General features: G+C 56.6%; 23 protein-coding genes. 8 read left to right on the top strand and 15 right to left on the bottom strand.

The window, feature by feature from the left end; genetic code table 11:
• Nucleotides 1–84 precede the first annotated feature (84 nt).
• The gene (locus ACRTGH_RS03795) at nucleotides 85–480 is read right to left on the bottom strand and encodes a hypothetical protein (protein WP_368846794.1); all 396 of its coding nucleotides are present in this window, start codon (nucleotides 478–480) and stop codon (nucleotides 85–87) included.
• A 3-nt stretch (nucleotides 481–483) separates the two neighbouring features.
• A complete protein-coding gene (locus ACRTGH_RS03790; RefSeq protein ID WP_368846795.1) occupies nucleotides 484–912 on the bottom strand; it encodes a hypothetical protein in 429 nt (142 codons plus the stop codon).
• Here ACRTGH_RS03790 and ACRTGH_RS03785 point away from each other — a divergent pair.
• Entirely contained in the window at nucleotides 900–1,301 is a 402-nt protein-coding gene (locus ACRTGH_RS03785; protein ID WP_368846796.1) for a hypothetical protein, read from the top strand. The two genes, ACRTGH_RS03790 and ACRTGH_RS03785, sit on opposite strands and share 13 nt — an antisense overlap.
• Here ACRTGH_RS03785 and ACRTGH_RS03780 read toward each other — a convergent pair.
• On the bottom strand, nucleotides 1,240–1,743 hold the full coding sequence (locus ACRTGH_RS03780; protein ID WP_368846797.1) for a hypothetical protein: 504 nt from the start codon (nucleotides 1,741–1,743) through the stop codon (nucleotides 1,240–1,242). The two genes, ACRTGH_RS03785 and ACRTGH_RS03780, sit on opposite strands and share 62 nt — an antisense overlap.
• Before the next feature lie 1,595 nt (nucleotides 1,744–3,338).
• Between ACRTGH_RS03780 and ACRTGH_RS03775 the strand changes: the two genes are divergently transcribed.
• The 5 genes from ACRTGH_RS03775 (at nucleotide 3,339) to ACRTGH_RS03755 (ending at nucleotide 8,490) form a co-directional block, all read left to right on the top strand.
• Nucleotides 3,339–4,229, top strand: a complete 891-nt coding sequence (locus tag ACRTGH_RS03775; protein WP_368846798.1) for a LysR family transcriptional regulator — start codon at nucleotides 3,339–3,341, stop codon at nucleotides 4,227–4,229.
• Between the two features lie 47 nt (nucleotides 4,230–4,276).
• Nucleotides 4,277–4,990: a response regulator transcription factor gene (locus ACRTGH_RS03770; protein ID WP_368846799.1), complete on the top strand. Its 714-nt coding sequence runs from the start codon at nucleotides 4,277–4,279 to the stop codon at nucleotides 4,988–4,990.
• The gene (locus ACRTGH_RS03765; protein WP_438474667.1) at nucleotides 4,974–6,458 is read left to right on the top strand and encodes a sensor histidine kinase; all 1,485 of its coding nucleotides are present in this window, start codon (nucleotides 4,974–4,976) and stop codon (nucleotides 6,456–6,458) included. The genes ACRTGH_RS03770 and ACRTGH_RS03765 overlap by 17 nt, the downstream gene beginning before the upstream one ends.
• Nucleotides 6,459–6,593: 135 nt before the next feature.
• Complete coding sequence (gene rfbD / locus ACRTGH_RS03760) at nucleotides 6,594–7,436, top strand: dTDP-4-dehydrorhamnose reductase (protein ID WP_368846800.1); 843 nt, start codon at nucleotides 6,594–6,596, stop codon at nucleotides 7,434–7,436.
• A gap of 130 nt (nucleotides 7,437–7,566) precedes the next feature.
• Nucleotides 7,567–8,490: an NAD-dependent epimerase/dehydratase family protein gene (locus ACRTGH_RS03755; RefSeq protein WP_368846801.1), complete on the top strand. Its 924-nt coding sequence runs from the start codon at nucleotides 7,567–7,569 to the stop codon at nucleotides 8,488–8,490.
• A gap of 245 nt (nucleotides 8,491–8,735) precedes the next feature.
• On the opposite strand, the gene ACRTGH_RS03750 is transcribed toward ACRTGH_RS03755, so the two are convergent.
• Complete coding sequence (locus ACRTGH_RS03750; protein WP_368846802.1) at nucleotides 8,736–9,080, bottom strand: cupin domain-containing protein; 345 nt, start codon at nucleotides 9,078–9,080, stop codon at nucleotides 8,736–8,738.
• 200 nt (nucleotides 9,081–9,280) lie between these two features.
• Here ACRTGH_RS03750 and ACRTGH_RS03745 point away from each other — a divergent pair, with 200 nt between their 5' ends.
• Both ACRTGH_RS03745 and ACRTGH_RS03740 read left to right on the top strand, forming a co-directional pair.
• The gene (locus tag ACRTGH_RS03745) at nucleotides 9,281–10,036 is read left to right on the top strand and encodes a YdcF family protein (RefSeq protein WP_368846803.1); all 756 of its coding nucleotides are present in this window, start codon (nucleotides 9,281–9,283) and stop codon (nucleotides 10,034–10,036) included.
• A 3-nt stretch (nucleotides 10,037–10,039) separates the two neighbouring features.
• Complete coding sequence (locus tag ACRTGH_RS03740; protein WP_368846804.1) at nucleotides 10,040–11,377, top strand: MATE family efflux transporter; 1,338 nt, start codon at nucleotides 10,040–10,042, stop codon at nucleotides 11,375–11,377.
• Between the two features lie 175 nt (nucleotides 11,378–11,552).
• On the opposite strand, the gene ACRTGH_RS03735 is transcribed toward ACRTGH_RS03740, so the two are convergent.
• The 11 genes from ACRTGH_RS03735 to glpA all read right to left on the bottom strand — a co-directional run bounded on the left by ACRTGH_RS03735 (nucleotide 11,553) and on the right by glpA (nucleotide 24,756).
• Nucleotides 11,553–12,887, bottom strand: coding sequence for a serine hydroxymethyltransferase (locus ACRTGH_RS03735; protein WP_368846805.1), 1,335 nt, complete (start codon nucleotides 12,885–12,887; stop codon nucleotides 11,553–11,555).
• Nucleotides 12,888–12,953: 66 nt separating this feature from the next.
• On the bottom strand, nucleotides 12,954–14,213 hold the full coding sequence (locus ACRTGH_RS03730; RefSeq protein WP_368846806.1) for an SLC13 family permease: 1,260 nt from the start codon (nucleotides 14,211–14,213) through the stop codon (nucleotides 12,954–12,956).
• A 285-nt stretch (nucleotides 14,214–14,498) separates the two neighbouring features.
• Nucleotides 14,499–15,995, bottom strand: a complete 1,497-nt coding sequence (gene glpK, locus ACRTGH_RS03725; RefSeq protein ID WP_368846807.1) for a glycerol kinase GlpK — start codon at nucleotides 15,993–15,995, stop codon at nucleotides 14,499–14,501.
• Between the two features lie 248 nt (nucleotides 15,996–16,243).
• Nucleotides 16,244–16,792, bottom strand: a complete 549-nt coding sequence (locus ACRTGH_RS03720) for a hypothetical protein (RefSeq protein ID WP_368846808.1) — start codon at nucleotides 16,790–16,792, stop codon at nucleotides 16,244–16,246.
• Between the two features lie 87 nt (nucleotides 16,793–16,879).
• A complete protein-coding gene (locus tag ACRTGH_RS03715; RefSeq protein WP_368846809.1) occupies nucleotides 16,880–17,755 on the bottom strand; it encodes a hypothetical protein in 876 nt (291 codons plus the stop codon).
• Between the two features lie 152 nt (nucleotides 17,756–17,907).
• Nucleotides 17,908–18,636, bottom strand: a complete 729-nt coding sequence (locus tag ACRTGH_RS03710; protein ID WP_368846810.1) for an MIP/aquaporin family protein — start codon at nucleotides 18,634–18,636, stop codon at nucleotides 17,908–17,910.
• 12 nt (nucleotides 18,637–18,648) lie between these two features.
• A complete protein-coding gene (gene glpK, locus ACRTGH_RS03705) occupies nucleotides 18,649–20,151 on the bottom strand; it encodes a glycerol kinase GlpK (protein ID WP_368846811.1) in 1,503 nt (500 codons plus the stop codon).
• A 94-nt stretch (nucleotides 20,152–20,245) separates the two neighbouring features.
• Complete coding sequence (locus ACRTGH_RS03700; protein ID WP_368846812.1) at nucleotides 20,246–20,551, bottom strand: PTS sugar transporter subunit IIB; 306 nt, start codon at nucleotides 20,549–20,551, stop codon at nucleotides 20,246–20,248.
• 136 nt (nucleotides 20,552–20,687) lie between these two features.
• Nucleotides 20,688–21,911, bottom strand: a complete 1,224-nt coding sequence (locus ACRTGH_RS03695; protein ID WP_368846813.1) for an anaerobic glycerol-3-phosphate dehydrogenase subunit C — start codon at nucleotides 21,909–21,911, stop codon at nucleotides 20,688–20,690.
• A 14-nt stretch (nucleotides 21,912–21,925) separates the two neighbouring features.
• Nucleotides 21,926–23,152 carry an anaerobic glycerol-3-phosphate dehydrogenase subunit GlpB gene (glpB, locus tag ACRTGH_RS03690; protein ID WP_368846814.1) on the bottom strand — a complete coding sequence of 409 codons (1,227 nt, stop codon included), beginning with the start codon at nucleotides 23,150–23,152 and terminating at the stop codon, nucleotides 21,926–21,928.
• Complete coding sequence (gene glpA, locus ACRTGH_RS03685; RefSeq protein ID WP_368846815.1) at nucleotides 23,149–24,756, bottom strand: anaerobic glycerol-3-phosphate dehydrogenase subunit GlpA; 1,608 nt, start codon at nucleotides 24,754–24,756, stop codon at nucleotides 23,149–23,151. Before glpA ends, glpB begins: the two co-directional genes overlap by 4 nt.
• Between the last annotated feature and the right edge of the window lie 89 nt (nucleotides 24,757–24,845).

Below are 24,845 nucleotides of genomic sequence, written 5' to 3'. Positions count from 1 at the left end.
TGTGACAGGAATGGCCTCGTTGACTCTTATGCAATTACACCAGAAGCAAACCCCGCGCTTGTAATCTGGCTCATGATGCCGCCGCTATTTTCTTGCAGTGATTATCAGCATATATCGGGTTTTCTTTTGTTGTATTTCTATGCAATAATTCTTTTTTTCGGCAGATAGAGAGTTTGCGGTTGTTTTTATATTTCTCCAGCCATTCTCCGCCATTTTATCGGCAGATAAAGCATCTTTAAAGTCTCCTTGCACCTCGATGGCAAGAGCGCGTCCGCCTCCCAGATAAGTGGACTTCTGTATGTTGATAATATCACACTGTTGAATTTCAGTTAAATCGTGCAGAGCATAAGCCAGTGTGGCCTCATCCTGATCCGTATGCTCACCATAGTGCAGCGGATGATAGAAATAGCCCCATAGCCAAAAGAGCAAGAATCCCATCCCTGCAACACAGATTGAATATTTTATAACAGGTCTATTCATTTTTTACCAACTTCCGTTTGAAAGCCTGAGAACATATTTTGTATCTTGCCTGTCCAATGAAAAGTGTATAATTCTTTTCTTATCCGTGCATTCATATTGAGCCTCTTTTTGCATGATTTCTATCATTTGATATTCTTCGAGCACCGGTAAATACTGTTTCAGTTCATCCTCATAGCTTTTTGCACTTGTATATTTTATGGTGATATCGAACGGTATACTTGCTTTATCAAAGATCTTGAATTCAATAATTTGTGATGCTTCAGGTAAAGGGAGCGCTTGATAAAGGGAAATATATTCATTCCAACCATCTTTCTTAACAGAATCTTCTTCGTAAACCGACAATATAGCGGAAGCGGTCAATGCAATCGCACACGCGATAAACAGACACAAACTACCATACAAACAAATATAAGAATAAAATGTTCTTTTCAAAAATCATCTTTACTCCCTTCATATTTGGCTGCTGCAGCTCCTACAATCGCGCTGACGATCTGTGCAGTGCCAGGATCCTTGATCTTCTTGATCTCGCCGATAATGGCCTCGTTTACGCCTGCGCCAATGACTCTAGAAGCAAAGCCGGCACCTGTAATCCGGCTCATGATGCCGCCGATGATGGCATGGACGGCGATTTTCCGGCCGCTGCCGTCGTCGGGGAGGTTATGGGCAAGGCGGAAGGCTTCTTCACCGAAGGCGGCAAGTTCCTGCTGTTCTTCGATCTTCTGTTTATCGAAGATGTTTTATATTGTATGTTATCTCTTCCTAAGAATCTTTTATTTTGCTATAAGGCGATAGCATTTCTTCTACAAAAAGTCCCTGAATAAAAATTGCTTGACAGAAATCTTTAATGTCTTTCCGATTCATATCCTGTTTGAAAATAACATATACATAATAATCATATCCAAAATGAATCTCAAGATAATCATTATACAGCTTACACCAAAGATGCTCTCTTAAGACATTTCGTATTAATGAGTCGAATACACTAGTATTGTATATCTTCATACCTTCTATAAATTCGCAATCTGTATCCTTGTGATAAAGTTCTAGGTTTTTTATAATAAAATAATTATTCGGAGATAATTTATATAACGAGGTCAATACATAAATATATTTATTTTCATATTGAATATATTCTTCATATGTAAACAAATGCTCCCCAAAAAAATTTCCAATATCTGAAAAAGAAGTCCATGTAGTTTCTCCATATCTTCCATTTTCGTCTCTTCTTTGAGGATTATATTTTGAAATGCGTATACTTAACATAAATTTTCCCCCACAGTATTTATAGGGAAATACTAGTGGTTTGTACGATATGAAAATAGTCTTGTCCAAGAATATCTCCATCAGTATTTCCCTATTATCAAAACCGTCAATCGCCTGGACGCCGTCGTATTCGCCCCGCTTGTATACGTTCACTTGTCCAGTTTTTTCACGGGATTCTCGCGGATGTCGATGGTTCCTGCGGCAACGGCAGACTTCGTCGTGCTATTTGCATTGCCCTTGGCAGGCATGGAAAGGCTGGGGATAACCTTATATGAAATAGGGGAAAAGTTGTTCCACCATGTAACGCGATAGTCGCTTCTGCAGCAGCAACTGTCGGAGTGGCGACTGTACCTACGCTGGATGCCGTTGCTCCCTGCGAACAAACTACCAACTTAGCTTCTCGAATATATCGTCATAGCAGATTGTTGCTTTCCAATTATATTGAGCATTTTTAAAAAGAGCACCTATGACGATCTTGTATATTCCTTTCTGAGCCGACAAGGATGGGATTTTTCCATGAAGTTCGCTATCATCTACCCTCCAACCATCTTCTTGTAGGTTTTTTATGAGTGTTGGAAAAAAGCTTCATTACCCTGAGGTACATAGAATTTTTTCCCAACACAGATTGCGATGAGTGCTCTGCTCGCACCAACACGAGGGAGAGCTGAGTGATATTCGTCTAACTTCTGAATTGTATTAAGCTGATTTTCTAGATCATGTATCCGTAGATTACGCTCTTCTTGGAAGAAAAGGCGATACCCTATTCCCGTTACGAGGAGCACAATAATCCAACTTAGAATAATAAAAGCTGGGAGTATTCGCAATTTGTTTTTCATGATGTTATCCTATCTGTCCAACGTACCATGTATAGCCAAGAGTTAAACCTAGTTGAACGTTGGGACCGCCTTGGATTTCTCCTATAATCCCAGAAGAGGATACTCTTACTGTCCCGCCAATTCCTCCCATTGCAGTTATTGTCCCACGAAAACCCCAGGAGAAAAACCAGCCGTTGCATATATGCTCCCCCATTTATCAATTATGCAAGCGATGCTTGTAAATTTGATAAATTCTCCTGTTGAAAGGACAGCGACGACAGAGTCGCTCGGCACTTCGCTAAATATTCGATGTCCCTATATATCCCTATACCTATCACAAAGTAATTTAATGATAACATAATCGATAAGGCTCTACAAGAATATTGCTCCCGAAAATGAAGGATGTGATTCTTGTTGGTGCTGGGATTGCCCTTTTCGAGGGAATATGGCGATGGTCTTTGGTGTCTGACATTGCAAAGAAGGTATGTCCGATCTTCAGTTTTCCGTGTCCAGTTTTGCTGCTAGGGGTGTGCAAAATCTCGACCTGGAAGGTGCATCGTTAGAATCAGGGGGAAGACGGATGTTCTTTTATCCATAGATTTCCTAAGAGGAAATTCATTTGCCATGGGAAAGCGTCGCTCGTATAATAAAAGGGGATAGAACGGCGTTGCTTTGCTTCTTTTTTGTTATGGTGCGGCTGGATCTGGGATGTGATCGGACGGTTGGATGTTTCGGGAGAATCCTGGAGGGCAGAGCGTTTCGCCGAGAGGGAGAAAGAGCATGGAAATCAAGGATATGCGCGCTTTTTATGCGATCGTGGAGGAAGGGAACATCAGTCATGCGGCGAGCCGGCTCGATGTGGCGCAGCCGGCGCTTTCAAGGCAGATGAAGCGACTGGAGGGGGCGCTGGGCGTAAAGCTCTTCGAACGCGGCAGCCGCCGCATACGCCTGACCGAAGCGGGGCGTATTCTCAAGGGACGCGTGGAGCATATCCTGGGGCTTGTGGACGGCACGGTGCGCGAGATCCAGGATGTCGGCGAGGGTTCGGCGGGCGAGGTGCGCATCGGCACGATCACGAGCTCGGGCGCGAATCTCGTGCCCGGGCTTCTGGCGGCGTTCCACGAGCGTTACAAGGGCGTGACGTTCCGCGTTTTTGAGGCGGAGGGGGCCCGTGTCCTTGAGCTTCTGGACAACCGCATCATCGAGATCGCCATTACGCGCACGGAGGTGGAAAACGAGGGCTACGCTTCGCTCGTTCTTGCCAACGAGCCGCTGGCCGTGCTTCTGCAGAAGGAGGCGCCATGCGGTGAGGCGGCGGACGTAGTGCGCCTGGAAGAGCTCGAGGATATGCCCGTCATCATACCGCTGCGCTGGCAGGCGGTGTTCCTTGCAGCCTGCCGCAAGGCGGGGTTTGAGCCGGATATCATCTGTTTGAGCGACAGCATCGTGCAGGATGTCTTGTCGGCGAAGGCGGGGCTGGGCGTGGCGATTCTGCCGCTTTCGGCGCGCAGTCTTTTGACGGATGAGAAGATGGTCTGCAAGAGGCTCGTTGAGCCGGAGATTTTGACGCATACGGTAATCGCCTGGAAGAAGGACAGGCCGCTTTCCGCGGCTGCCGGAAATTTTCTGGCGATGATGCAGGAGCAGCTGGGGGATACTGGGATCGCATAGGCATGGAGCAGATGCTTCCCGAGGCATAGATGACAGGAGGAAATGGCATGACGGATCAACTGGCGAAGGCGGATGAGCCGCAGAAGATTTTTATTGTGGAGGACGAGAGGCGCATTGCGCGCTTCCTGCAGATGGAGCTTGAGCACGAGGGCTTCCTGACTGAGGCGGAGGATAATGGCCGCCGCGCCTATGAGCGCATTGTGCAGGATCATTACGATCTCGTGCTTCTCGATATCATGCTGCCGGAGATGGACGGACTCGAGGTCTGCCGCCGTGTGCGCGAGATCAGCGATGTGCCGATCATCATGCTGACGGCGAAGGATGATGTGGAGGACAAGGTCAGCGGGCTTGATATCGGCGCTGACGATTACATTACGAAGCCGTTCGCCATTCAGGAACTTTTTGCGCGCATTCGCGCGGCGCTGCGCGTGCATCGGGCAAACGAGGAGGGCAACCGCGAGGAGCGCGTGCTGGCAGTGAAGGATCTCGTGCTTTATCCGGGGCGCTATGAGGTGCGCGTGAAGGGCGAGCTTGTGGAGCTGACGAAGAAGGAGTATTCGCTGCTCGAATACATGCTGCGCAACAAGCCGAATGTCCTGACGCGCGACCAGATTCTCCAGGAGGTCTGGGGCTATGACTATGTGGGCGACACGAATGTGGTCGATGTATACATCCGCTACCTGAGGGCAAAGATTGACGAACGCTTCGACGACAAGTACATCTACACGGTACGGGGCGTCGGCTATGCGGTCAAGAGCTAGGCGTATTTGGCGCAGCCTCTTGCGTCTGCGCAGTGCCCGGCACATGCGGGTGTCGACGTGGCTTACGCTGATTTATGCGTCGGTGCTTGTTTTTGTGCTCGTTTTCACGAGCCTTGTGACGGCCATCGGCATTTATTTTTCTCTTTACCATCAGGCAGAGATTGAGCTGATGCGCTCCGAGGAGCATGTGCTCGGCGCCATCACGCGCGGTGTGGAGATTTTCAATGAAAAAGAGGGGGATGTGCGGCGGCGCCATCCCCTGGCCTTTTCCATTTACCAGGAGGACCTGCTGACGCCGGGCGTCGTCCTGCGCGTTACGGAGGGCGAGGACGGCAAGATCGTCTATGAGTCGGATACGCATTACCCGTCGATCCGCATGGTCGAGGAGCATATCGATTGGCATCCGCCGCTCTGGGCCAACGATTCGATGTTCGTTTCGACGATCGGCAATATGCATCTTTACTATCATAAAGTGATTGTCAACCAGAACGGGCATACGTATGTGCTGCATTTCTTCCGCACGATTACGGGGGAACGTCACTTCCTGACGACGCTGCAGAAGATCCTGACGATCACGAATCTCGCCGGCATCATACTGGCTCTTTGCGCAGGCTATTTCATCAGTTGCCGCATCTTGAGCCCGATCCGCACGATGATGCAGACAGCGCGCGATCTTGAGGTCACGGATTTGAGCCGCCGCATTGAGGTGCCGCCGGTGAAGGACGAGCTGACGGAGCTGGCGCAGACGTTCAACCACATGCTCGATCGCATACAGGAGGGATTCGAGCAGCAGAGACGCTTCGTTTCGGATGCTTCGCATGAGCTGAGGACGCCGGTGACGGTCATCCGCGGCTATTCCGATATGCTGAACCGCTGGGGCGCGAATGAGCCGGAGACTTTGGAAGAGGGGCTCAGTGCGATCCGCTCGGAAGCAGAGGATATGCAGGGGCTGATCGAGAAGCTGCTGTTCCTTGCGCGCGCCGACCAGAAGCGGCTTGCCATGCACAAGGAGCGCATCAATCTCGCCACGGTCGTCGATGACGTCGTCAAGAAGATGGCGCTGATCGCAAAGAAGCATGAGGTGCGCCTGCTGGAAAATGAGCCGGGGCTGGTCTATGCCGATCCGATTCTGATGAAGCATATGATGCGCATCATCCTGGAGAACAGCATGAAGTACACGCCGCGGGGCGGCCATATCACGGCGTCCCTGCTCGCGGGCGATGACGAGATGATCCTCGCTCTCGCCGATGACGGCATCGGCATCGCGCCGGAGAACCAGGAGAAGATTTTCGAGCGTTTTTACCGCGTGGACAGCTCGCGCACGAAGGACAAGAATGCGCCGGGCGGCACGGGGCTCGGTCTCTCCATCGCGCGTTGGATTGCTGACCAGCATGGGATCCGCATTGAGCTGGACAGCGATCTCGGACGGGGAACGAAGTTCATCCTTCATGTGCCGCGCGTCTGGTGATTTCTTCTGCTGTGGCAGGAATTGCGCTTTGCATGGAGAATTTCATATAAGGAAAGGGTGCCGGAAGCTGGGGCTTCCGGCACTTGCCATAAGAAGGGGCTGGGGCAGGCCGGCAGAATGGATGGAGGAACGATGATGGGGATACTGGTTACGGGCGCGACGGGACAGCTGGGCTTCGATGTGATGCGGGAACTTCAGGCGCGGGGCATGGAGGCCAAGGGTGTGGGGTTGGAGGATTTTTCCCTGACGGACTATCCCGCCATGCGCCGTTTTGTCGAAGCATACCGTCCGGAGGCCATCGTGCATTGTGCGGCTTATACCGCGGTGGACAAGGCCGAGGAAGAAGAGGAGCTGTGCCTCTCTGTGAATGCGGCGGCGACGGGCGAGCTTGCGCGCGCGGCGAAGGAGGTCGGCGCCAAGTTCCTCTACATCAGCACGGATTATGTGTTTCCGGGGACCGGCGAGGGATTTTACGAGCCCGATGACAAGAAGGGGCCGCTGAATATCTACGGGCGCTCGAAACTTCTCGGGGAGCAGGCGGCGGAGCGCGCTCTTGCCGAGCTTTTCATCGTGCGCATTTCGTGGGTTTTTGGCAAGAACGGCAAGAATTTCATCAAGACGATGCTGAGCCTCGCAGAGACGCACGAGGAACTTTCCGTTGTCGGTGACCAGATCGGCTCGCCGACGTATACGAAGGATTTGGCGCGGCTCCTCGTCGATTTGCTCGGGACGGAAAAGTACGGCGTCTACCATGCGACGAACGAGGGGGTCTGCTCGTGGGCCGAGCTGGCGGCTGAGGCGCTTCGTCTTGCGGGGAAAAAGACGCGTGTCAAGGCCATACGGACGGAGGAGTACCCGACGCCTGCCGTGCGCCCGAGGAATTCCAGGCTTTCGAAGGACTGCCTGGATGCGGCGGGGTTTTCGCGTCTGCCGCCCTGGCAGGATGCCGTGCGGCGCTATCTTGACGAGCTGGCTTGAGGGCACTTCGTGCCTCTCTGCCATGGGAAATGCGCCGCGGCAGGAGCGGGGCATATACGATGCGGCGCTGCGCGCGATTGACGCGTTTCGTTGATTGGTCTATAATAAAGCAGTTAAGGAGGTGCAGCAGTTGAATATTCTTGTGACAGGAGGAGCAGGCTTTATCGGCTCGCATCTCGTGCGCTTGCTGCTCGCAAAAGGGGAACGCGTGACGGCGCTGGACAATTTGTCGACGGGCCTTGCCCAGAACCTGCCGCCTGAGGTGAAGTTCATCGAGATGGATATCCTCGATGCGAAGCTGCCCGAGGTCGCTGCAGCGGGTTCTTTTGACGCGATTGTGCACCTTGCGGCGCAGACGATGGTCGATACGTCCATCAAGGATCCGCTGCTCGATGCGCGGGAGAATCTTCTCGGCACGGTGCATGTGCTTGAGGCTGCGCGCGCCGCGAATATCGGCCGGGTGGTTTTCGCTTCGACGGCGGCCGTCTACGGCGATGTGAAGGAGGACGATCTTCCCGTGCGCGAGGCGCAGCCGACGGCGCCGATGTCTTTTTACGGTCTGTCGAAGCTGGCAGTGGAGAAGTATCTCGAGATGTACCGCCGGCTTTACGGCCTCGACTACATCGTGCTGCGCTTTGCCAACGTCTACGGCGAGCGACAGGGAGACGGCGGCGAGGGCGGCGTCATCAGCATCTTTGCCAAGGCTGTGGCCGAGGGCAGGGATATCACGATTTATGGCGACGGGGAGCAGACGCGCGATTTCATCTATGCGGGCGATGTCGCGCAGGGCATTTATGCCGCGCTGCAGACGGAGGAAACAAATGCCGCCTACAACCTTTCGACGCAGACGGAGACGAGCCTCCGGGAGTTGGTATCGCTTCTCGCATCGATCCGCGGCAGGGAAATCATCCCGAAGTATGGCCCGGAAAGGGAAGGCGACATCTACAAGTCGATGCTTGCAAACAGCCGCGCCCGGCGCGGATTGGCCTGGCAGCCTGCCACGCCTCTCGCCGACGGACTGAAGCGAACGTATCAATATTTCTGCGGCAAGTAAAAAAGGGGAAAGTGCAGATCTCGCGCTGATGCCATGCCCAACGCGAACACGGGATGCCGCAGGCGAAAGCCCTCCCGTTCCCCCGGGATGCCGACCGAGATTCAAACGCGCTTCGCGCGGATGAAAATTTTGGCCGCGGGGGAACGGGAGGGCTTTTTTACGCTTGCCGGAAAGGATTCGTTTATGGGGGCTGCCTCAGAGGCGTGGGATTATGCAGCGCAGCCCGTTTGGCCCGTCCAAGGGGTTCAGCTGTTGATGATCAGCGCCATGAAGACGAGATCCTCGCTGCCGTTTTCGTTTGAGAGGCCGTGGTATTCGCCGTCCGGACAGAAGGTGATCGTGCCGGGGCCGATCTCGACTTCCGTGCCGTTGTCGTTGTAGATTCCGTGGCCGGAGAGGATGAAATACGTCTCGCTGTTGCCCTTGTGCTGGTGGTAGCCGAGCGATGAGCCGGGCTTGATAGTGATGCGCGCAAAGGTCGAGCATTTGTCGTTCATCTCATCTTTGGAGAGCAGGTGCTCGAGGTTGACCTCGCCCTTGCCCCCGGCGGCGTTCCTGCGGATTTCAGCGCTGCTTTTCAAAATAGCCATCGTTGTTCGCTCCTTTGTGGATGTGTTTGTTCTTTTCTCTTGTCTTATTCGAGGATTCTTGCCAGAATCCTCTTTTAGGAAAGTCCAAGAGGCCAAGCCGAAGGCGCAGAGCGCTTTTCAAGCGGCGTACAATGGCCGCGAAATGGACGTTTGTGCGTGCAGCTTGCCGTTTGCTGTGAAAAAGGAAAGGGGAGCCGAGGGTGATTCAATTCTTGAAGTTCGGCGCGAGCTTCGTGCTGCCGCCCGGCATATTTTTCCTGCTCTTTTTCCTGCTCGCCTATGCTGCATGGAAAAGGGGGGAGCGCTTCGCAGCGAAGGGCATTGTGCTCCTGACGCTCGTTTTCTATATTCTTTCCACGGGCTTTGTCGCGGAGCGATTGGCGGAATCCCTGGAGGGCGTATATTCGCCGCCGGAGACGCCGCAGGGAGATGTCGTCGTCATGCTCGGCGGCGGCGCCTTTTCCGATGCGCCCGATGTGGACGGCGAGGGCGCGCTGACGGCCAGTCCCTCGGCGCGGCTTCTGACGGCTGTACGCCTTTCCCGGAAGCTGGATCTGCCGATTCTTGTTTCAGGCGGGCAGGTTTTCCAGGAAAGCGGCAAGGAGGCTCTTTTGGCAAAGCGCATTCTGATGAGCCTCGGCGTGCCGGAGGAAAACATCATCGTGGAAAGCGAGAGCCAGAATACGACGCAGAACGCGGCTTTTTCCGTGCCGCTGCTGAGGGAACGGGGCCTGACGCATCCGATTCTTGTCACGAGCGCCTTTCATATGCGCCGCGCCGTTTTGAACTACGAGAAGCTGGGCATGGAGGTCGTACCGTATCCGACGGATTACCTGGCGAGCCGCCACCCGATTTTGCATTATATGAAGTTCGCGCCCTCTTCCGGGGCGCTTGCAGTCTCGGTCACCGTGCTGCAGGAATCCCTGCGCACGGCTGTGACGCGCTATTTGGAGTAACGTATGGCAAAAGATATGACGGAGGGCAGCCCGGCGCGGCTCATCCTCTTTTTTACACTGCCGCTCATTGCGGGCAATATCATGCAGCAGCTTTATGCGTTCATCGACACGCTTCTGGTCGGGCGTTTCCTCGGGATCGAGGCTTTGGCGGCGGTGGGGTCGACGGGGAGCCTGATGTTTTTGCTGCTGGGCTTCGTCATCGGCCTGACCTCGGGGTTTTCCATCTGCACGGGGCAGCGCTACGGCGCGCGCGATGCAGACGGCGTCCGAAGGAGTGCGGCGGCGTGTGCCGTTCTCTCCCTTTCGACAGCTCTTGTGCTCAGTGTTGTCGGCTTTTTTTTCTGTCGTCCGCTGCTCGAGGTCATGAACACGCCGCGCGAACTCTTGGACAACGCGACGGCATTCTTTTCGATCATCTGCGGCGGCACGATCTTCGCCACGGGTGCGCTCATGGCGGCGAACATCCTGCGAGCTCTTGGCGACAGCAAGATGCCGACGCTCATCATCGGCATCGGCATCGCCGTCAATATTGCGCTTGAGGTGCTCTTTTTGCTCGTGTTCGGCTGGGGCATCCCGGGCGCGGCGTTTGCGACGGTCGTTTCGTGGGCCTTTGCCACGGGGATTTTCCTCGTCTACATCGCGCGGCGCGTCCCCGAACTCCATGTGCGGCGAGATGATTGGCGCCTTTCGTGGAGTTTTTTGCGCGAGCATCTGGAAATCGGCCTGCCCATGGGCTTTCAGGCCTCGATCATCGCGTTCGGCGCCGTCATCCTGCAGGTCGCGCTGAACGGCCTCGGCCCTGTTTCTGTCGCGGCTTACGCGGCGGCGCAGAAGGTGGACACGATCGCCATGATGCCGATGATGTCGTTCGGCGCGGCGATGGCAGCCTATACGGCGCAGAACTATGGCGCGGGAAAGTTCAGCCGCATCCGCGACGGCGTGCGAAAGTGCAGCTGGATGTCCGTGGGATTCAGCATCGTCGGCGGGGCTTTGATCATCGTCGCAGGGCCGTCGGTCATGGAGCTGTTCGTCGGCGCGGAGGAGCAGGAGGCGATCCGTCTCGGCCAGCTTTACCTCACCGTGAACGGTCTGACGTATTGGATTCTGGCCTTTTTGTTCATCTTCCGCTATACGCTGCAAGGCCTCGGTCAATCCATCGTGCCGACGGTCGCCGGCGTCATGGAGCTCATCATGCGTGCGACAGCCGGTATCTTTCTCGTCGATGTCCTCGGCTTTCTCGGCGCCTCCCTGGGCAATCCGATGGCCTGGCTCGGCTCCTGCGTGCCGCTTGCTGCCGCCTATGTCATGACGGTGCGCCGCCTGCCGAAGGAAGGCCGCTGAAAGAAGCGGCCGGGCATTGGCATGTGCGGCGCTTTTTGCAGGGAAGAGACCACGGGGCATATGGGGGTGCAGATCTGCGCCGGATCTTGTGCAGGGTGGAAAATCCCGCATGGCTGTTTGGGCGATGCGGTATTTTTCTGCCGTTTTTTCGCGCTTGGCACGCTTTTTTGTCTGTTCAGTCGCTGATGTGGAAGAAACTCTTGATGATATTTCGTTTTTCGTTGGAGGCGAATTCGTGTGCTGCGCTGCTGTCCGAATTGTTGTAGAAGGTGCGCAGGCCTGTGGAACCTGTTGTCAGCCACTCCTCTGAGAAAATGGGCTGATTCATGACGAGCGTTGCAACCTGGCTGCGTGTGGCCTCGAGCTCCGAGTCGGACAGTTTGTCTTTCAGCGCCTTTGCAAGGAGCTGTCCGATGCTTGCCATATCTTTTCTCTTGAGGGAGCGGGTGGTCGGGTTTAGGCTCGAGAGGCGAAGGGCAGGGAAGAATTCTTCCGCCTGCATCGTGGGGATGTTATCGGACTTGACCTGGAAGCCTGCCTGCGCCATGTAGGCCGTGATGTCGATTTCCTGCATTTTTGGGCTGAGCGCGGGGAGCACGAGGTGTGTTTCCGTACCGCCGCAAAGCAGGGGAATGCCTTCTTTTTCAAACGTGTGCTCAAGCTCCTTGCTGTTGATGAGAACTTGCTTGCCGTAACGGCGGAACGTCTCTGTGCCGGCTTCGCGCAGGGCGACGGTCAGAGCAGCCAGGTGATTGATGTGCAGAGCGGTATGTCCTGTATTGATGACCGTATCGTCTAAGGCACGGGCGATTTCCTGCGTGGAGAGCACGATAGCGCCGTCGGGGCCGTGCAGGGAATCGTTCGTTGGGAAGGTCACGACGTCGGCAAAGGGGACGGGGGACGGCAGCAGGCCGGCCGCGACGAGGCCGACGCTCTGGCCGATGTCTACCCAGAGGTAGGCGCCTGCATCGTGGGCGATTTCGGAGAGGCGGCGATAATCTGCATTCCGTGGGTAGCTGACGGGGGAAAAGATGATGAGGCGCGGCTTTGTTCTTTCGGCAATGTGCGCGACTTCATCCCAGTGAATGGATTGCGTCTTCGGGTCGAGGCCGAAATTTTCAAAACCGAAGTTCAGCCCGCTGCAGTGTTCTTTTTTGCGCAGATTAAAGGAGAGAATGCGATCGCCTTCTTTTAGGAGCGCCAGGCAGACGACGCGCGAAGCGGTGGCTATGCTGCCCAGACGGACGATAGCGTGACGGCTGCCGAAAAGTTTTTGCGCACGTTTGATGGCGAGTTCTTCAAGCCTTGAGCCGGAAGCCGCGGAGCTGTGCGTCTCGAAAGTGCTGTTTGCCAGGATGCTTCCCTCCAGATAAGAGGCAAAGGGGGACATGGCGTTGCTGTTCGGCACGAGAGAGAGCGTATAGCGCTGGCGCTGGATCTCCTCTTGCAGCAAGGTGAAAATCTCGGGATCAAAAGTTTTTAAATGGTTCAGCAAGGTTTCTTTTTTCATAGAAGAAACTCCTTTCAGGCGCTATGCCCACATGGCTCTATCGATGAAAATCCGACGGGTGTACAGTTAGAATGGCCATACAACCGGAATGATCACGGCACATACGATGAGGGAGAGGATGGCGAGGGGGACGCCGATTTTCACGAAGTCCATGAAGCGGAATTTGCCCGGCCCGAGCACGAGGGTATTTGGCGGCGTTGCCACAGGGGTCGTGAAGGCGCACGATGCGGCGATGCCGATGGCCATGAGCACGGGATACGGTGAAACGCCGATGGATTGGGCAATGGAAAGCCCGATGGGCGCGAGCAGCGCCGAGGAGGCTGTATTGGACATGAATTGCGTAAGACCGCAGGAGAGGAGGAACATGGAGACGACGATCACCATGGGAGCCGGATGCGTCCCGATCAGATCGAGCACGCCGTGCGCGATGAGCTTTCCGGCGCCGCTTGTATCCATGGCTTTTGCGAGGGGGAGCATCCCGGAAAAAAGGAAGATCGTGGTCCAGTCGATGCCCTGATATGCCTGCTTTTCGGAAATGCACCCTGTGAGCACGCAGGCAAGCGCGCCGATGATGGCCGATGTCTGCATGGGCACATGGATCTGCTTTTCAAGAACCATGGCGATGACGACGGCAATCAGGATAAAGGCGCAGATGAACATCTTGCGTGTGTCCTTCGGGGCGGCGGAACTCTTGTCGTCCATCGCGCTTTCCGACATCGTGTGGGGGCAGAGGCGATCCCCGATGAAGATCATGTAAACGATGCCGAGAATGGAGAGCGGGATTCCGATCCAGGCAAATTCGAAGAAGCCGAAAGGCTCCAGTCCGTTTGCTCCCAAGGTTGCGCTCATCAAAATATTCGGCGGCGTGCCGATCATGGTGATCGTGCCGCCGACATTTGCCGCGATGGCAAGCGCCATGAGCTGCGGGGCGGCGGGCAGGCGCGCGGCGGCGCAAATCTGCATGACCACGGGGATGAGGCAGGCCACGGTCGCCGTGTTGGAAGATACGGACGAGAGGACGATCGTAATGACCATGAGCGCGACCATCAGCCGTTTTTCATCGGTCCCTGATTTCTTTACGACCTCGACGCCAATTTTTTGGGCAAGCCCCGTCTGGAACATGGCGCCTCCGATCACGAACATACCCGCGAACAACACAACGGTGGAATTGGAAAGTCCGGAAAATACCTCGGCAGGCGTCAGCACGCCGAGAAGACCCAGGGCGACTGCAGCCCCCATCGCCGTCACAGCCAAAGGGATCATCTCCGTGGCGAAGAAAAAGGCAGCGATCGCAAGAACGATCAACGTCAATGTTGCTGCATCCATTTTTTTCATCATCTCCTGTTATTCAGATTTTTGCACGTTGCGCCAGCCACTTGGATATATTATAATCTTCTGTTTTTTCTCACAAGTTCCTCTCATATTTCCCTACGGAACTCTATGAAATATCTTCATAGCATCATAGACAAAAGTTATCCATAACGAGCGTCTTGTTTTATGCAGAAAAATAACGCACATTCCTCGCAGCTTGGAATGTGCGTTTTCCTTATTTCGCAGAAGGGGCGTATGCCTAGATGTATAGGCGTTGACGGGAAGCGTGGAAGGAGCCGCCTATCCATGCCATCCTATGGCATGGGAAACGGCGTTCTGCCAGCCGTCATAGAGGCGGTCGCGTTCGGCGGCGGAGAGGTGGGGCATGAAGCAGGCGTCTTCGCGCCAAAGGCCGGAAAGCTCCTCCGTGTCCTGCCAGAGACCGGCGGCTAGGCCGGCCATGTAGGCGGCGCCGAGCGCCGTTGTTTCGCCTTCGATGGGACGGCGCACGGGGATGCCGAGAATGCCGGCCTGAAGCTGCATCAGGAGATTGTTGCGGCTTGCGCCGCCCGAGACGCGCAGCTCCTCGATCGTCATGGCGGCGTCGGAAAGGATGGCTTCGTAAACGTCGCGCACTTGGTAGGCCATGGCGGCGAGCGCTGCCCGCACGATGTGGGCGCGCTTCGTATCCTCGGAAAGCCCGATGAGCATGCCGCGCGTCTCGCTGTCCCAGTAGGGGGCGGACAGGCCGCGGAAGGCGGGCACGAAGTAGACGCCGGCCGTGTCCGTGACGCGCTTGGCAATCCATTCGGAGTCCTCGAGAGAATCGAGAATCTTGAGCCCGCGCCGCAGCCATTCGAGTGCGACGCCGGCGACGAAGATGCTGCCTTCGAGCGCATAGGTGACTTTGCCGTCGAGCGCCCAGGCAATGGTCGCATTGAGCCCGTTTCGGGAAGGCAGGCAGCGGCTGCCGGTATTCAGCAGGAAGAAAGAGCCGCCGCCGTAAGTGTTTTTTGCCGTGCCGGGGGTGAAGCAGCATTGGCCGAAGAGGTCGGCCTGCTGGTTGCCGATGATGCCGCTGATGGGGATCTCCCTGCCGAAGACAGGCGCTGCCGTCGTGCCGTAAGGATGCGAGGACGGCAGCACCTCGGGCATGAGGGAGGCGGGGATGCCGACATGGGCGAGCAGTGTCTCGTCCCATTCGCAGCGCGTCAAATGGTAGAGCATTGTGCGCGAGGCGTTCGAGGCGTCGGTCGCATGAACCTTGCCGCCCGTGAGTTTCCAGAGGAGCCAGCTGTCGACTGTGCCGAAAGCGAGCTCGCCTGCTTCGGCAAGCTCCCTCGCCCCGGGGACGTTTTCGAGGAGCCAGCATATTTTGCTGACAGAAAAGTAGGGGGAGAGAACCATGGCGGTGTTCTGGCGAAACTCTTCCAAAAGCCCTTCCTGTGCGCGGAAACGCTCCGTGATTTCCTTCGTCTGCATGGACTGCCAACCGATGGCGTGATGGATGGGGCGCCCCGTGCGGCGGTTCCAGATGACCGTCGTCTCGCGTTGATTCGTGATGCCGATGGCGGCGATTTCCGATTTCTTGATGCCCGCCTCCTGGATGGCCTGCTCCGCTGTAAAGAGCTGCACGCCCCAGATTTCGTCCGCATCCTGCTCCACCCAGCCCGGCTGCGGACGGTAAATGCTGAGATCTTTCTTGACGAGCGCGACGAGATTCGCCTCCTCGTCAAAAATAGCCGCGCGGCTCTTCACCGTACCCGAATCGAGTGCGAGGATATATTTTCTGCGCATAAAAAAGCCCCCTTCCAATGCGATGCCGTCAAGGACATTATAGCATAGGAAAGGGGACTTTTCGCGTATCAACTGCACGCATGGAGAGCCGCTTTGCAAATATTGTGCCGCGCCTTTACCTGAAAGCGGCCATCGAGCCGCATCTTTTGGCCTGCGTGCTGGGGCTTTGGAAATCGTCGCTGCATCCTTTTTGCCGCACGCAGTACAGCGTTATTCCCCGGCTTGTCTGCAAGCCGTATCGCGGGCACTTATTGATCCACGGCAATCAGACGCATGGCCATGACTTTGGTGTCGTTTTTTCCTTGGTGGAGCTTGTATTCCAGAATAACCCGTCGGTTGATTTTCGCAACCCAAACATCGGCATAGGGCTTGTTCGAGGCGCGTTCTTCCATCAGGACATTCATCTCGCTGCCGGACAGCCCCATGGAAATCAATAGGGCGGCAAGGGCGAAACCGGCGTTTCTGATGGCGGCGAGATTTTTGCCGTTTGCCATAATCAGGATTTTGGAAACGAAACCGGTGTTGTTGCAGAAGAATGAGATGGCCGCTCCGTCTTTAGGCGCCCCTGCCGTAGCTATATATATATCATAAGGGGCGTCCTCAGACACTTTCCCAAGGTGCGTAAAGTCCGTAAGACGAATGGGGTTGTTCACTTTGGAAAAAACGAGATTGCTTTTTTCAACGAGTGCGCCTGCGCCCATATCACAGACTTGTACGATCTGCGCATTGGCGCAGACGGCAGATGCGATGATGGAGCAGAATGCGAATATAACAGAGATTCTACGCAGAATTTTCACCTTGCAGCGCCTCCTTTTGCTGGTGTTTTTGAAGCGGCAGGAAAATAGATGACGGGATTCGGAGGTTCTGTATGATAGAGCAATGCTTTACAGCAATGCCAGATACTTTGACTGCTCGTCTTTGGCGATGCCCAGTGCATCCATGGCAGCCTCGGCAGTGATTCCCATGCGCTGTACGAGACTTTTGATATTCTTTAAACGCTCTGTTTCTGCGCCGCGCAGTATGCCGCGCGTTTCGCCGCGAGCCTCGCCGCGAGCTTCGCCGCGAGCTTCGCCGCGAGCTTCGCCAATCGCGATGCCGTCCTTGTAAATTTCATCCATGATCTTGCACATGGCCGTAACCCCCTTTTTATCTTCTTTGAAAAAGCGCACGCGTTCGGCGAGTATGCTGCTGTACATATCGTCCGGCTCGGTACAGAAAAAGTCATGCATCAATCGGCCTAACGGGCTTTCGTTTTGGGCTTCTCCGTTGACATAGAGAATATGCGTGCCGTCCTCGAATACGTTCTGTGTATCCATAAATGTTCGGCGCACGGTGTAGAGCGGCCTGCCACGCTTCCAGATGTCATGTTCGGTGATGAATATGACATAGGCTTCCGGCAGAGCGCGAAACGGCGTCCCTTTGCTGACTTCGCGGGCATCGACCATGCTGCTGTTGTAGCGTGCCCGGCGCGGGAGTGCACCCTCGTCATTGCGTTGTATCTCCACATCGTAAATTGTTTTGCCGTCGGTTGCGAGTGCATCAAAACGCACAGAACGCCCGTAGAGATTTGGTGCATTTTGTTGGGTAATGACCTCTGTGACACGCAGCCGGTCATTGCCCATCACTGCGCGAAGCAGCACTTCCATACAGGGAATGCTGCCGTCGAAACAGCTGTTGAAGAATGTGTCGTCGATGAGGCGCAGCTGCTTGATTTTCTCAAGGTAAAGCGTTCGCTTTTGTTCGTGTGATATGATAATCACCTCGATTTATATACTCTAAGTATATTTTATAGGGATTCCGTCGCTTTGGCAAGGTGGTCACTCTCCAGCATTTGAAAAACAGAGCAGCCCGCTGCACACATTGGATGAGGCAGCGGGCTGCTTTGTTTTGCTTGGAAAATGATTTTTTTATCTTACAGCATGCCGATGCCGTGCGCTACGAAGTAGGCGGCTGCAGCACCGACGAGGGGGGCGACGACGGGAATCCAGCCGTAAGAGAAGTCGCTGTCGCCCTTGCCTGCGATGGGCAGGAGGAAGTGGGCGAGGCGAGGACCGAGGTCGCGCGCGGGATTCATCGCGTAGCCCGTGGGGCCGCCAAGGCTGAGGCCGAGGCCGACGATGAGGATGCCGACGATGTACGGGCCGTAGCCGGGCACGAAGGGGCCGCAGAGCTTGGAGAAGATCGCCCAGATCATGAAGAGCAGGAAGAAGGTTGCGATGAACTCGCAGAGGAAGTTCTTCCAAGCGCTGCGGATGGCAGGCGCCGTGCAGAAGACGCCGCGCTTCGCCGCCGGGTCGGGCGTCTTTTCCCAATGGGGCAGATAGGCGAGCCAGACGATGGCGGCGCCTACGATGCCGCCGAGAATCTGGACGGCAGAAGTCGCGAGGAACTGCTGGAAGGTGTAGACGCCGGCGAGCATCTTGCCCAAGGTCACGGCGGGATTGATGTCACCCTGCGGTGCGCCGAGCGAGATGGAGGTGAACACGCCGAAGGTCACGGCGAAACCCCAGCCGAATGCAATGCAGATCCAGCCGCCGCCCTTTCCTTTGGAGTCTTCGAGGGAGCATGTGGCGCAAACGCCGCAGCCGAAGACGATAAGGATCAGTGTGCCGAAAAATTCACCGAGAAGATTGTCATACATGTCCGTACCTCCTTATTCTTCGTCGTCCAGCCAGTGCATGGCGTGCTTGACGGCTTTTCTCCAGCCCTTGTAGAGTTTGTCCGCTTCTTCCTTGGCAAGGGCGGGAGCGAAGCGTGTGTCGAGCTGCCAGCTCTTCTTGAGATCTTCCTTCGAGTTCCATACGCCTGCTGCAAGACCTGCGAGGTAGGCGGCGCCGAGTGCTGTCGTCTCCGTGATCTGCGGGCGGTCGACGGAGACGCCGAGAAGGTCGGCCTGGAACTGCATGAGGAGGTTGTTGGCTACAGCGCCGCCGTCAACTTTGAGCGTGGCGAGGCGGTTGCCCGAGTCGGCTTCCATCGCGCCGAGGACGTCGCGCGTCTGATAGGCGAGGGAGTCGAGCGTGGCGCGTACGATGTGCGCCTTTGTCGTGCCGCGTGTGAGACCGATGATCATGCCGCGGGCGTTCATATCCCAATACGGTGCGCCGAGACCGACGAAGGCGGGGACCATGTAGACGCCGCCGGCATCGGGAACCTTCTTCGCGACCCATTCGGAATCGGGTGCGGAGTCGACGAGGCGCAGTCCGTCGCGCAGCCATTGGATGGCGGAGCCGCCGACGAAGATGGAGCCTTCCAGCGCGTATTCGACCTTGCCGTCGAGCCCCCAGGCAATCGTCGTGACGAGCCCGTTCTTTGACATGCAGATGTCCGTGCCGGTGTTCATCAGGAGGAAGCAGCCTGTGCCGTAGGTGTTTTTCGCTTCGCCGGGGTTGAAGCAGTTCTGCCCGAAGAGCGCGGCCTGCTGGTCGCCTGCCATGCCCGCGACGGGAACGGAGGCGCCGATGATGGAAGGAATCGTGTGCCCGTAAATCTCACTTGAGGGATGTACCTCGGGCAGCATGTTTTTCGGCACATCCAGATGGGCGAGCAGGGCGTCGTCCCATTCGAGGGTGCGGATGTTGAACATCAGGGTGCGCGAGGCGTTCGAGTAGTCCGTCATATGGACCTTGCCGCCCGTGAGTTTCCAGAGGAGCCAGGTGTCGATCGTGCCGAAGGCGAGCTCGCCCTTTTCGGCTTTTTCCCTCGCGCCCTCCACATGGTCGAGGATCCATTTGACCTTCGTGCCGGAGAAGTAGGCGTCGATGACGAGGCCGGTCTTTTCCTTGAATTCATCGCCGAAGCCCTGACGCTTGAGGTCTTCGCAAATATCCGCCGTCTGGCGCGACTGCCAGACGATGGCATTGTAGACGGGGCGCCCCGTTGCCCTGTCCCAGACGACGGCCGTTTCACGCTGATTCGTGATGCCGATGGCCGCGATGTCGCTGGCGACGATGCCCGACTGCTCGACGGCTTCCCGCATGACTTCGTGCATGGAGCTCCAGATTTCTTCCGCGTCGTGCTCGACCCAGCCGGGCTGCGGGAAGTGCTGCGTGAATTCCTTTTGTGAAACGCCGATGATTTTTGAGTCCGAATCAAAGATGATAGCGCGGTTGCTTGTCGTACCGGCATCGAGCGCCATGACGTACTTCTTTCCCATAATACCACTCCTTTTTCTTGTACCCAATTCCCTTTTTGAGGTCGTCCCTGCATTGGCGCAGGGAGATGCATAGGCGTATTGGTTTCACTGCGGCTTAGTAGTCGCCGGCTGCTTTCTGCGCGAGGTCGAGGATTGCCGGTGCATCCATCTCTCCGTAGAGTTTTTCCGGAATGACGTCGAAATGGACTTTGGGATAGCGCACCTTGAGCTCCCCGAGCTGGTGCTTCGCCTGCGGCGCAAGCATCAGGACATCGGCAAGCTGCACGGCGCTCCCTGCTTCAGCGATGGGGAAGAAGCTGACGGAGCAGTCGTAGCCCTGGCGGGCGGCTTCTTCCTCCATCTTGCGCACGAGAAGGCTCGTCGAGACCCCCGCTGAGCATAGGAGAACGATTCTTCGCATAAATTTCAGCCTCCTTTCTTTTTAGGAATGTCCCCGTTGTGCCTGCAGCGTTTCAAACTTCCGGGAAATGCTGCAGCGGCGGGAAAATTTTTTATGAAAACCCGGGCAATCATAGAGCTGCCCGGGTTCAGCAAGCTTATGCGTTGTATGCCTGCGCGAGGATTTCGATCGGATGGCAGGTTTTCTTGCCTGAACCGTGACGGATCTGGAGCCGGCATGTGCCGCAGTCGGAAACGACGGTGTCGGCGCCGATCTCGGCGATGCGCTGGAAGACCTTTTCCCCGATTTTCATCGAGACATCGTACTTGTCCGCCTTGAAGCCGAAGTTGCCCGACATACCGCAGCAGCCGGCTGCGAGCTCCTCGATGGAAAGGCCGGGAATCCTCTTGAGGAAGTTGTACGACGGCAGGCCGATGCCGGATGCGCGCAAATGGCATGGCGCATGGTAGGAGTAAAGGTGGTCGATGGACTTGAAATTCTCGTTGAGCTCCCCACGCTCCTCGATCAGTTCGAGGAATTCAAAGGCATCGTAGACGCCGCTGGCAATCTCGTGCATCTCAGGATCCTCGAAGAGTTCGTGATACTCGTGCTTGAGCATCAAGGAACAGCTCGTGCAGCAGGCGACGATGGGGAGGCCCTTTGCTTTCCATGAGAGGATGCGCGCAGCATTTTTCTTCGCATGCTCGTGCGCTTCGTCCAGGTAGCCTGTAGCGACCATCGGTGAGCCGCAGCAGATGAATTCACGGTCCGTGATGACCTCGTAGCCGTTCTGCTGCATGACCTTGATGAAGGCAATGCCGATCTGAGGCTCGTACTCGTTGATGTAGCAGCCGGGGTAGAAGAGCACCTTTTTCTCATAGGGCTTCTGCGGCAGCTTCTTGAAGAGGCTGTAAAAAGACTCGGAGGCAAAGGCGGGCAAACTGCGCTCGCCGGCCATGCCGACGGCGGAAAAGACGCCGAGCGCCTTGCCGATCTTCATGCCGAGGTTTGCGAATGTCGCGCCGAGCGGCAGAGCGCGCACGAGCTTCGACATGCGCTCGCCGTGCGCGAGCATGTCGTCCCTCTGCGAATGCTTGTGCGTGCGGTAGTATTCGCCGCGCTGGAGCATGTTGAGCGTAGCGACGCGCACGCCGGAGGGACAGGTGATCTCGCAGTTTTTGCAGTTTGAGCAGTAATCGAGGCTGCGCTCGATGTCTTCCTGGGAAAATTTCATGCGGCTGTGTGCAGGCCCGACGAGCTTCGGCCCTGCGAATTCGCGTGCCGCCTCTGTTACCGGGCAGTTGGCGACGCAGCAGCTGCAGGCTATGCAATGGTCGGCCGTATCCGGCGTAGTCTCTTCTCTTTCAAATTCTTTTTCCATGGGTCGCCCTCCTCTCACGCCATTGCAGCCTTGTAGGCGGAGGCTTGTGCCACCCCGTTGCCTGAGTGCTCACGGCAGAAGTCGTAGCCGGCCAGCTGCCGGCCGATGATGTGGACATTATCGAAAAGGATGCTGCCGCTCCCGTCGATGGGGCGCAGCGCTTCGTCTGTTTTGATGCCGGCCTTCATGAACGGCTGCTCGGCGAAGACGTCCAGCGAAGTCCATTTGTCCGGATCTTTTTCACCTGCCACGGGCAGGCCGAAGATCGGCTCATATGGTTCGCCGAGGTTTTTCATCACGAGGCCGCCGCTGTAAAAACCGCCGGTTGCCAAAATGAATTTTTCGGCGCGGTAGTCCTTGGGGCGAACGCCTGCGACGCGGATGGAAATGCAGCGCTTCCCTTCGGCTTTATGGCCGACGACGTTGGCGTTTTCGATGAATTCGACGCCGAGCTTGCGCGCGGCTTTCATCAGGGCGTCGCGCAGGCGCATGCCGTTGGCCGAGGGCGGCATGGCCGTCGTTTCGATGACGTCGCCCTTCAGTGCCGCCTGCAGCTTCTTGTAGACCCTCTGCCCGTTGACGCCGAGAATCTGTGGGAAGATGAATACGCGTCCCGGGCCGTCCTCGGCCGCGAGCTGACGGATGGCTTCGCCTGCGCCGTCTCCCTCCATCCAGCGCGCAACGCCGAGAATCAGGAGGTCGCGCTCCTTGGAGAGCTTCGTGTCGATCATCGCCGTGCGCACCTTGACGCTTTCACCGAGCGTTTCTCTGAGGTTGGCGGCCTGCATTTCGGGATAGCAGTCCTTGAGCCCTTTGATGCCGACAACGACGATGTCCTTGCCGGCGAGGTCCGGCGCCTGCATGGAAGGCGGCACCAGACAGGAAGGCTTCAGGGTGCCGACCGGCGTCACGACTTGCTGCTGCTCATGGAGGGAGCCGACGTAGGGAAAGCCCTGCTCTTCCATGATCTTCTGGAAAAAGGCAGCGCCTTTGGCGACGGCCTCCGTACCGATGCGGCGATAAGGGTGCTCTTCGGGCAGCTGTTCGAGAGCAGCGAGGGGATCCTGGACGGGGCGGTGCGCCGCATCGTAGCCAAGGATGTCGATCAGCCCGCTGTTCAAGGGGAAAGAGCCCGATCCGTACAGGATGACGGTTGTATTTTTGTCGTTTTTCGCGCTGGCGATGGCTGCCATCAGGCCGGCAAAGCCGCCGCCGATCACTATGGTATCTCTTTGCCTCATGCCTTCTTGCCTCCGTTGACGTTAAAGGAAAGCTCGTAAAGAGCACGCGTCATTTCCGTTTCACGCACGTTGCGTCCCATGAGGACGGGGCGCACGCCTTTCCAACGCTCCTGCAGGAAGCCGCGGAGCTGGCCGAGCGAGTCCTTCGAGGACTCTTTGACGCCTACGCGGTGGAAGATGCCGGCGGCCCTGAGGGAGCAGAAATTCCCCTGGCAGGTGCCCATGCCGAGGCGCGTGCGGCGGCGGATATCGTTGATTACATGGCTGTCGTCGCGCTGGGCGATCTCCTCGATTTCGGCAAGCGTGATGTTCTCACATTCGCAGACGAGGAGACGCGAATCGGGGTCGGTCTCGAGCTTATTTACGACGCGATCGAAGGCCTCCGGGCCGAGACGCGTCGCCGCGAGGCTCGTGCCGAAGGACGGGAAGTACTTCGCGGCTTTTTTCTTCGCCTCTTCGCTGACTTCCGGCACGAGCGGCTCTTCCGCCGTGCGGCACGGCGTCTTGACGTTGAGCTTTTCGGCGATCTGATCCGAAATGCGCTCCGCCATCAGGCGGTATGTCGTAAACTTGCCGCCGACGATCGTCATCATGCCCTTGAGCCCGTCGTTTTCATGATCGAGGATGACGAAGCCTCTGGAGGCGCCGCGTCCCGAGGCGCCCGGCTGCTTGTAAAGCGGGCGCGAGCCGGCGAAGGCGCGCAGAATGCGGTAGTGGCGCAGATCTTCGAAGGTCTGCTCGCCGATCTTCATCAAGGCCTCGATTTCTTCGTGCGAGGAGCTTGTGTCCTCGGGATCGTCGATGCTCATCGAGGTCGTGCCGAGGATCGTGATCGAGCCGTGCGGCACGAAGATGTCACCGTCCGACGGCTTGTGCAGGCGATTGACGACGTGGTTCGCGAGGCGCTGGTTGAAGGCGATGAGCGTGCCCTTGTCCGGCTGCACGGGGACGTTGAGCCCCGCGCGCTCGGCAACCTTTTCGCACCAGCCGCCCGCTGCGTTGACGAGGATGTCGCAGGCGATGTCGTATTCCTCTCCTGTGAGGGTGTTCCGCACACGCACGCCCTCGAGCTCGCCGTTTTTCTGCAGGATGCCGACGACTTCGGCGTACGTCTTGTAGCGGCCGCCGTAGCGGGCGGCGGAGAGGACGTTCTGACAGGACATGCGGAAACCGTCGATGGCCGCATCCGGCACAGCGTAGGCGGATACGATATGACGCGAGAGACGCGGCTCCATGCGGAACGCTTCGTCAAGCGTCAAAGGGCGCGCCTCGATGCCACTCACCTTACAGCCCTCGACCCAGCTGGCCTCGAAGTCGGCATCGTCCGAGTCGAGACGCACGAACATGCCGCCGATGGATTCGACGCAGGATTTGCCGATTTTGCGCAGGATGGTGTTTTCCTCGATGCATTCGCGTGCCGCCTCCTGATCCTTGACAGCATAGCGTCCGCCGCTGTGCAGGAGCCCGTGATAGCGCGAGCTCGCGCCGTTGACGAGGTCGGCTTTTTCGAGGAGCATGACGTCGATGCCGCGCATCGCGAGATCGCGCAGGATGCCGACGCCTGTGGCGCCGCCGCCGATCACGATGACCGTTGCTTTCTCCATGAAATTCTCCTTTCCCCCGGGACGCGCCCGGGTGGGAAGCTCTCCGTGCAGATGGAACGAAATTCTATATTTCACCTAAGAGCAATACG

The sequence above is a fragment of the Selenomonas oralis genome, from assembly GCF_051603425.1.
Classification (GTDB): domain Bacteria; phylum Bacillota; class Negativicutes; order Selenomonadales; family Selenomonadaceae; genus Selenomonas; species Selenomonas sputigena_A.
Note: the sequence above shows the minus strand (reverse complement) of the source record. Positions and strands in the feature narration are given on the sequence as shown.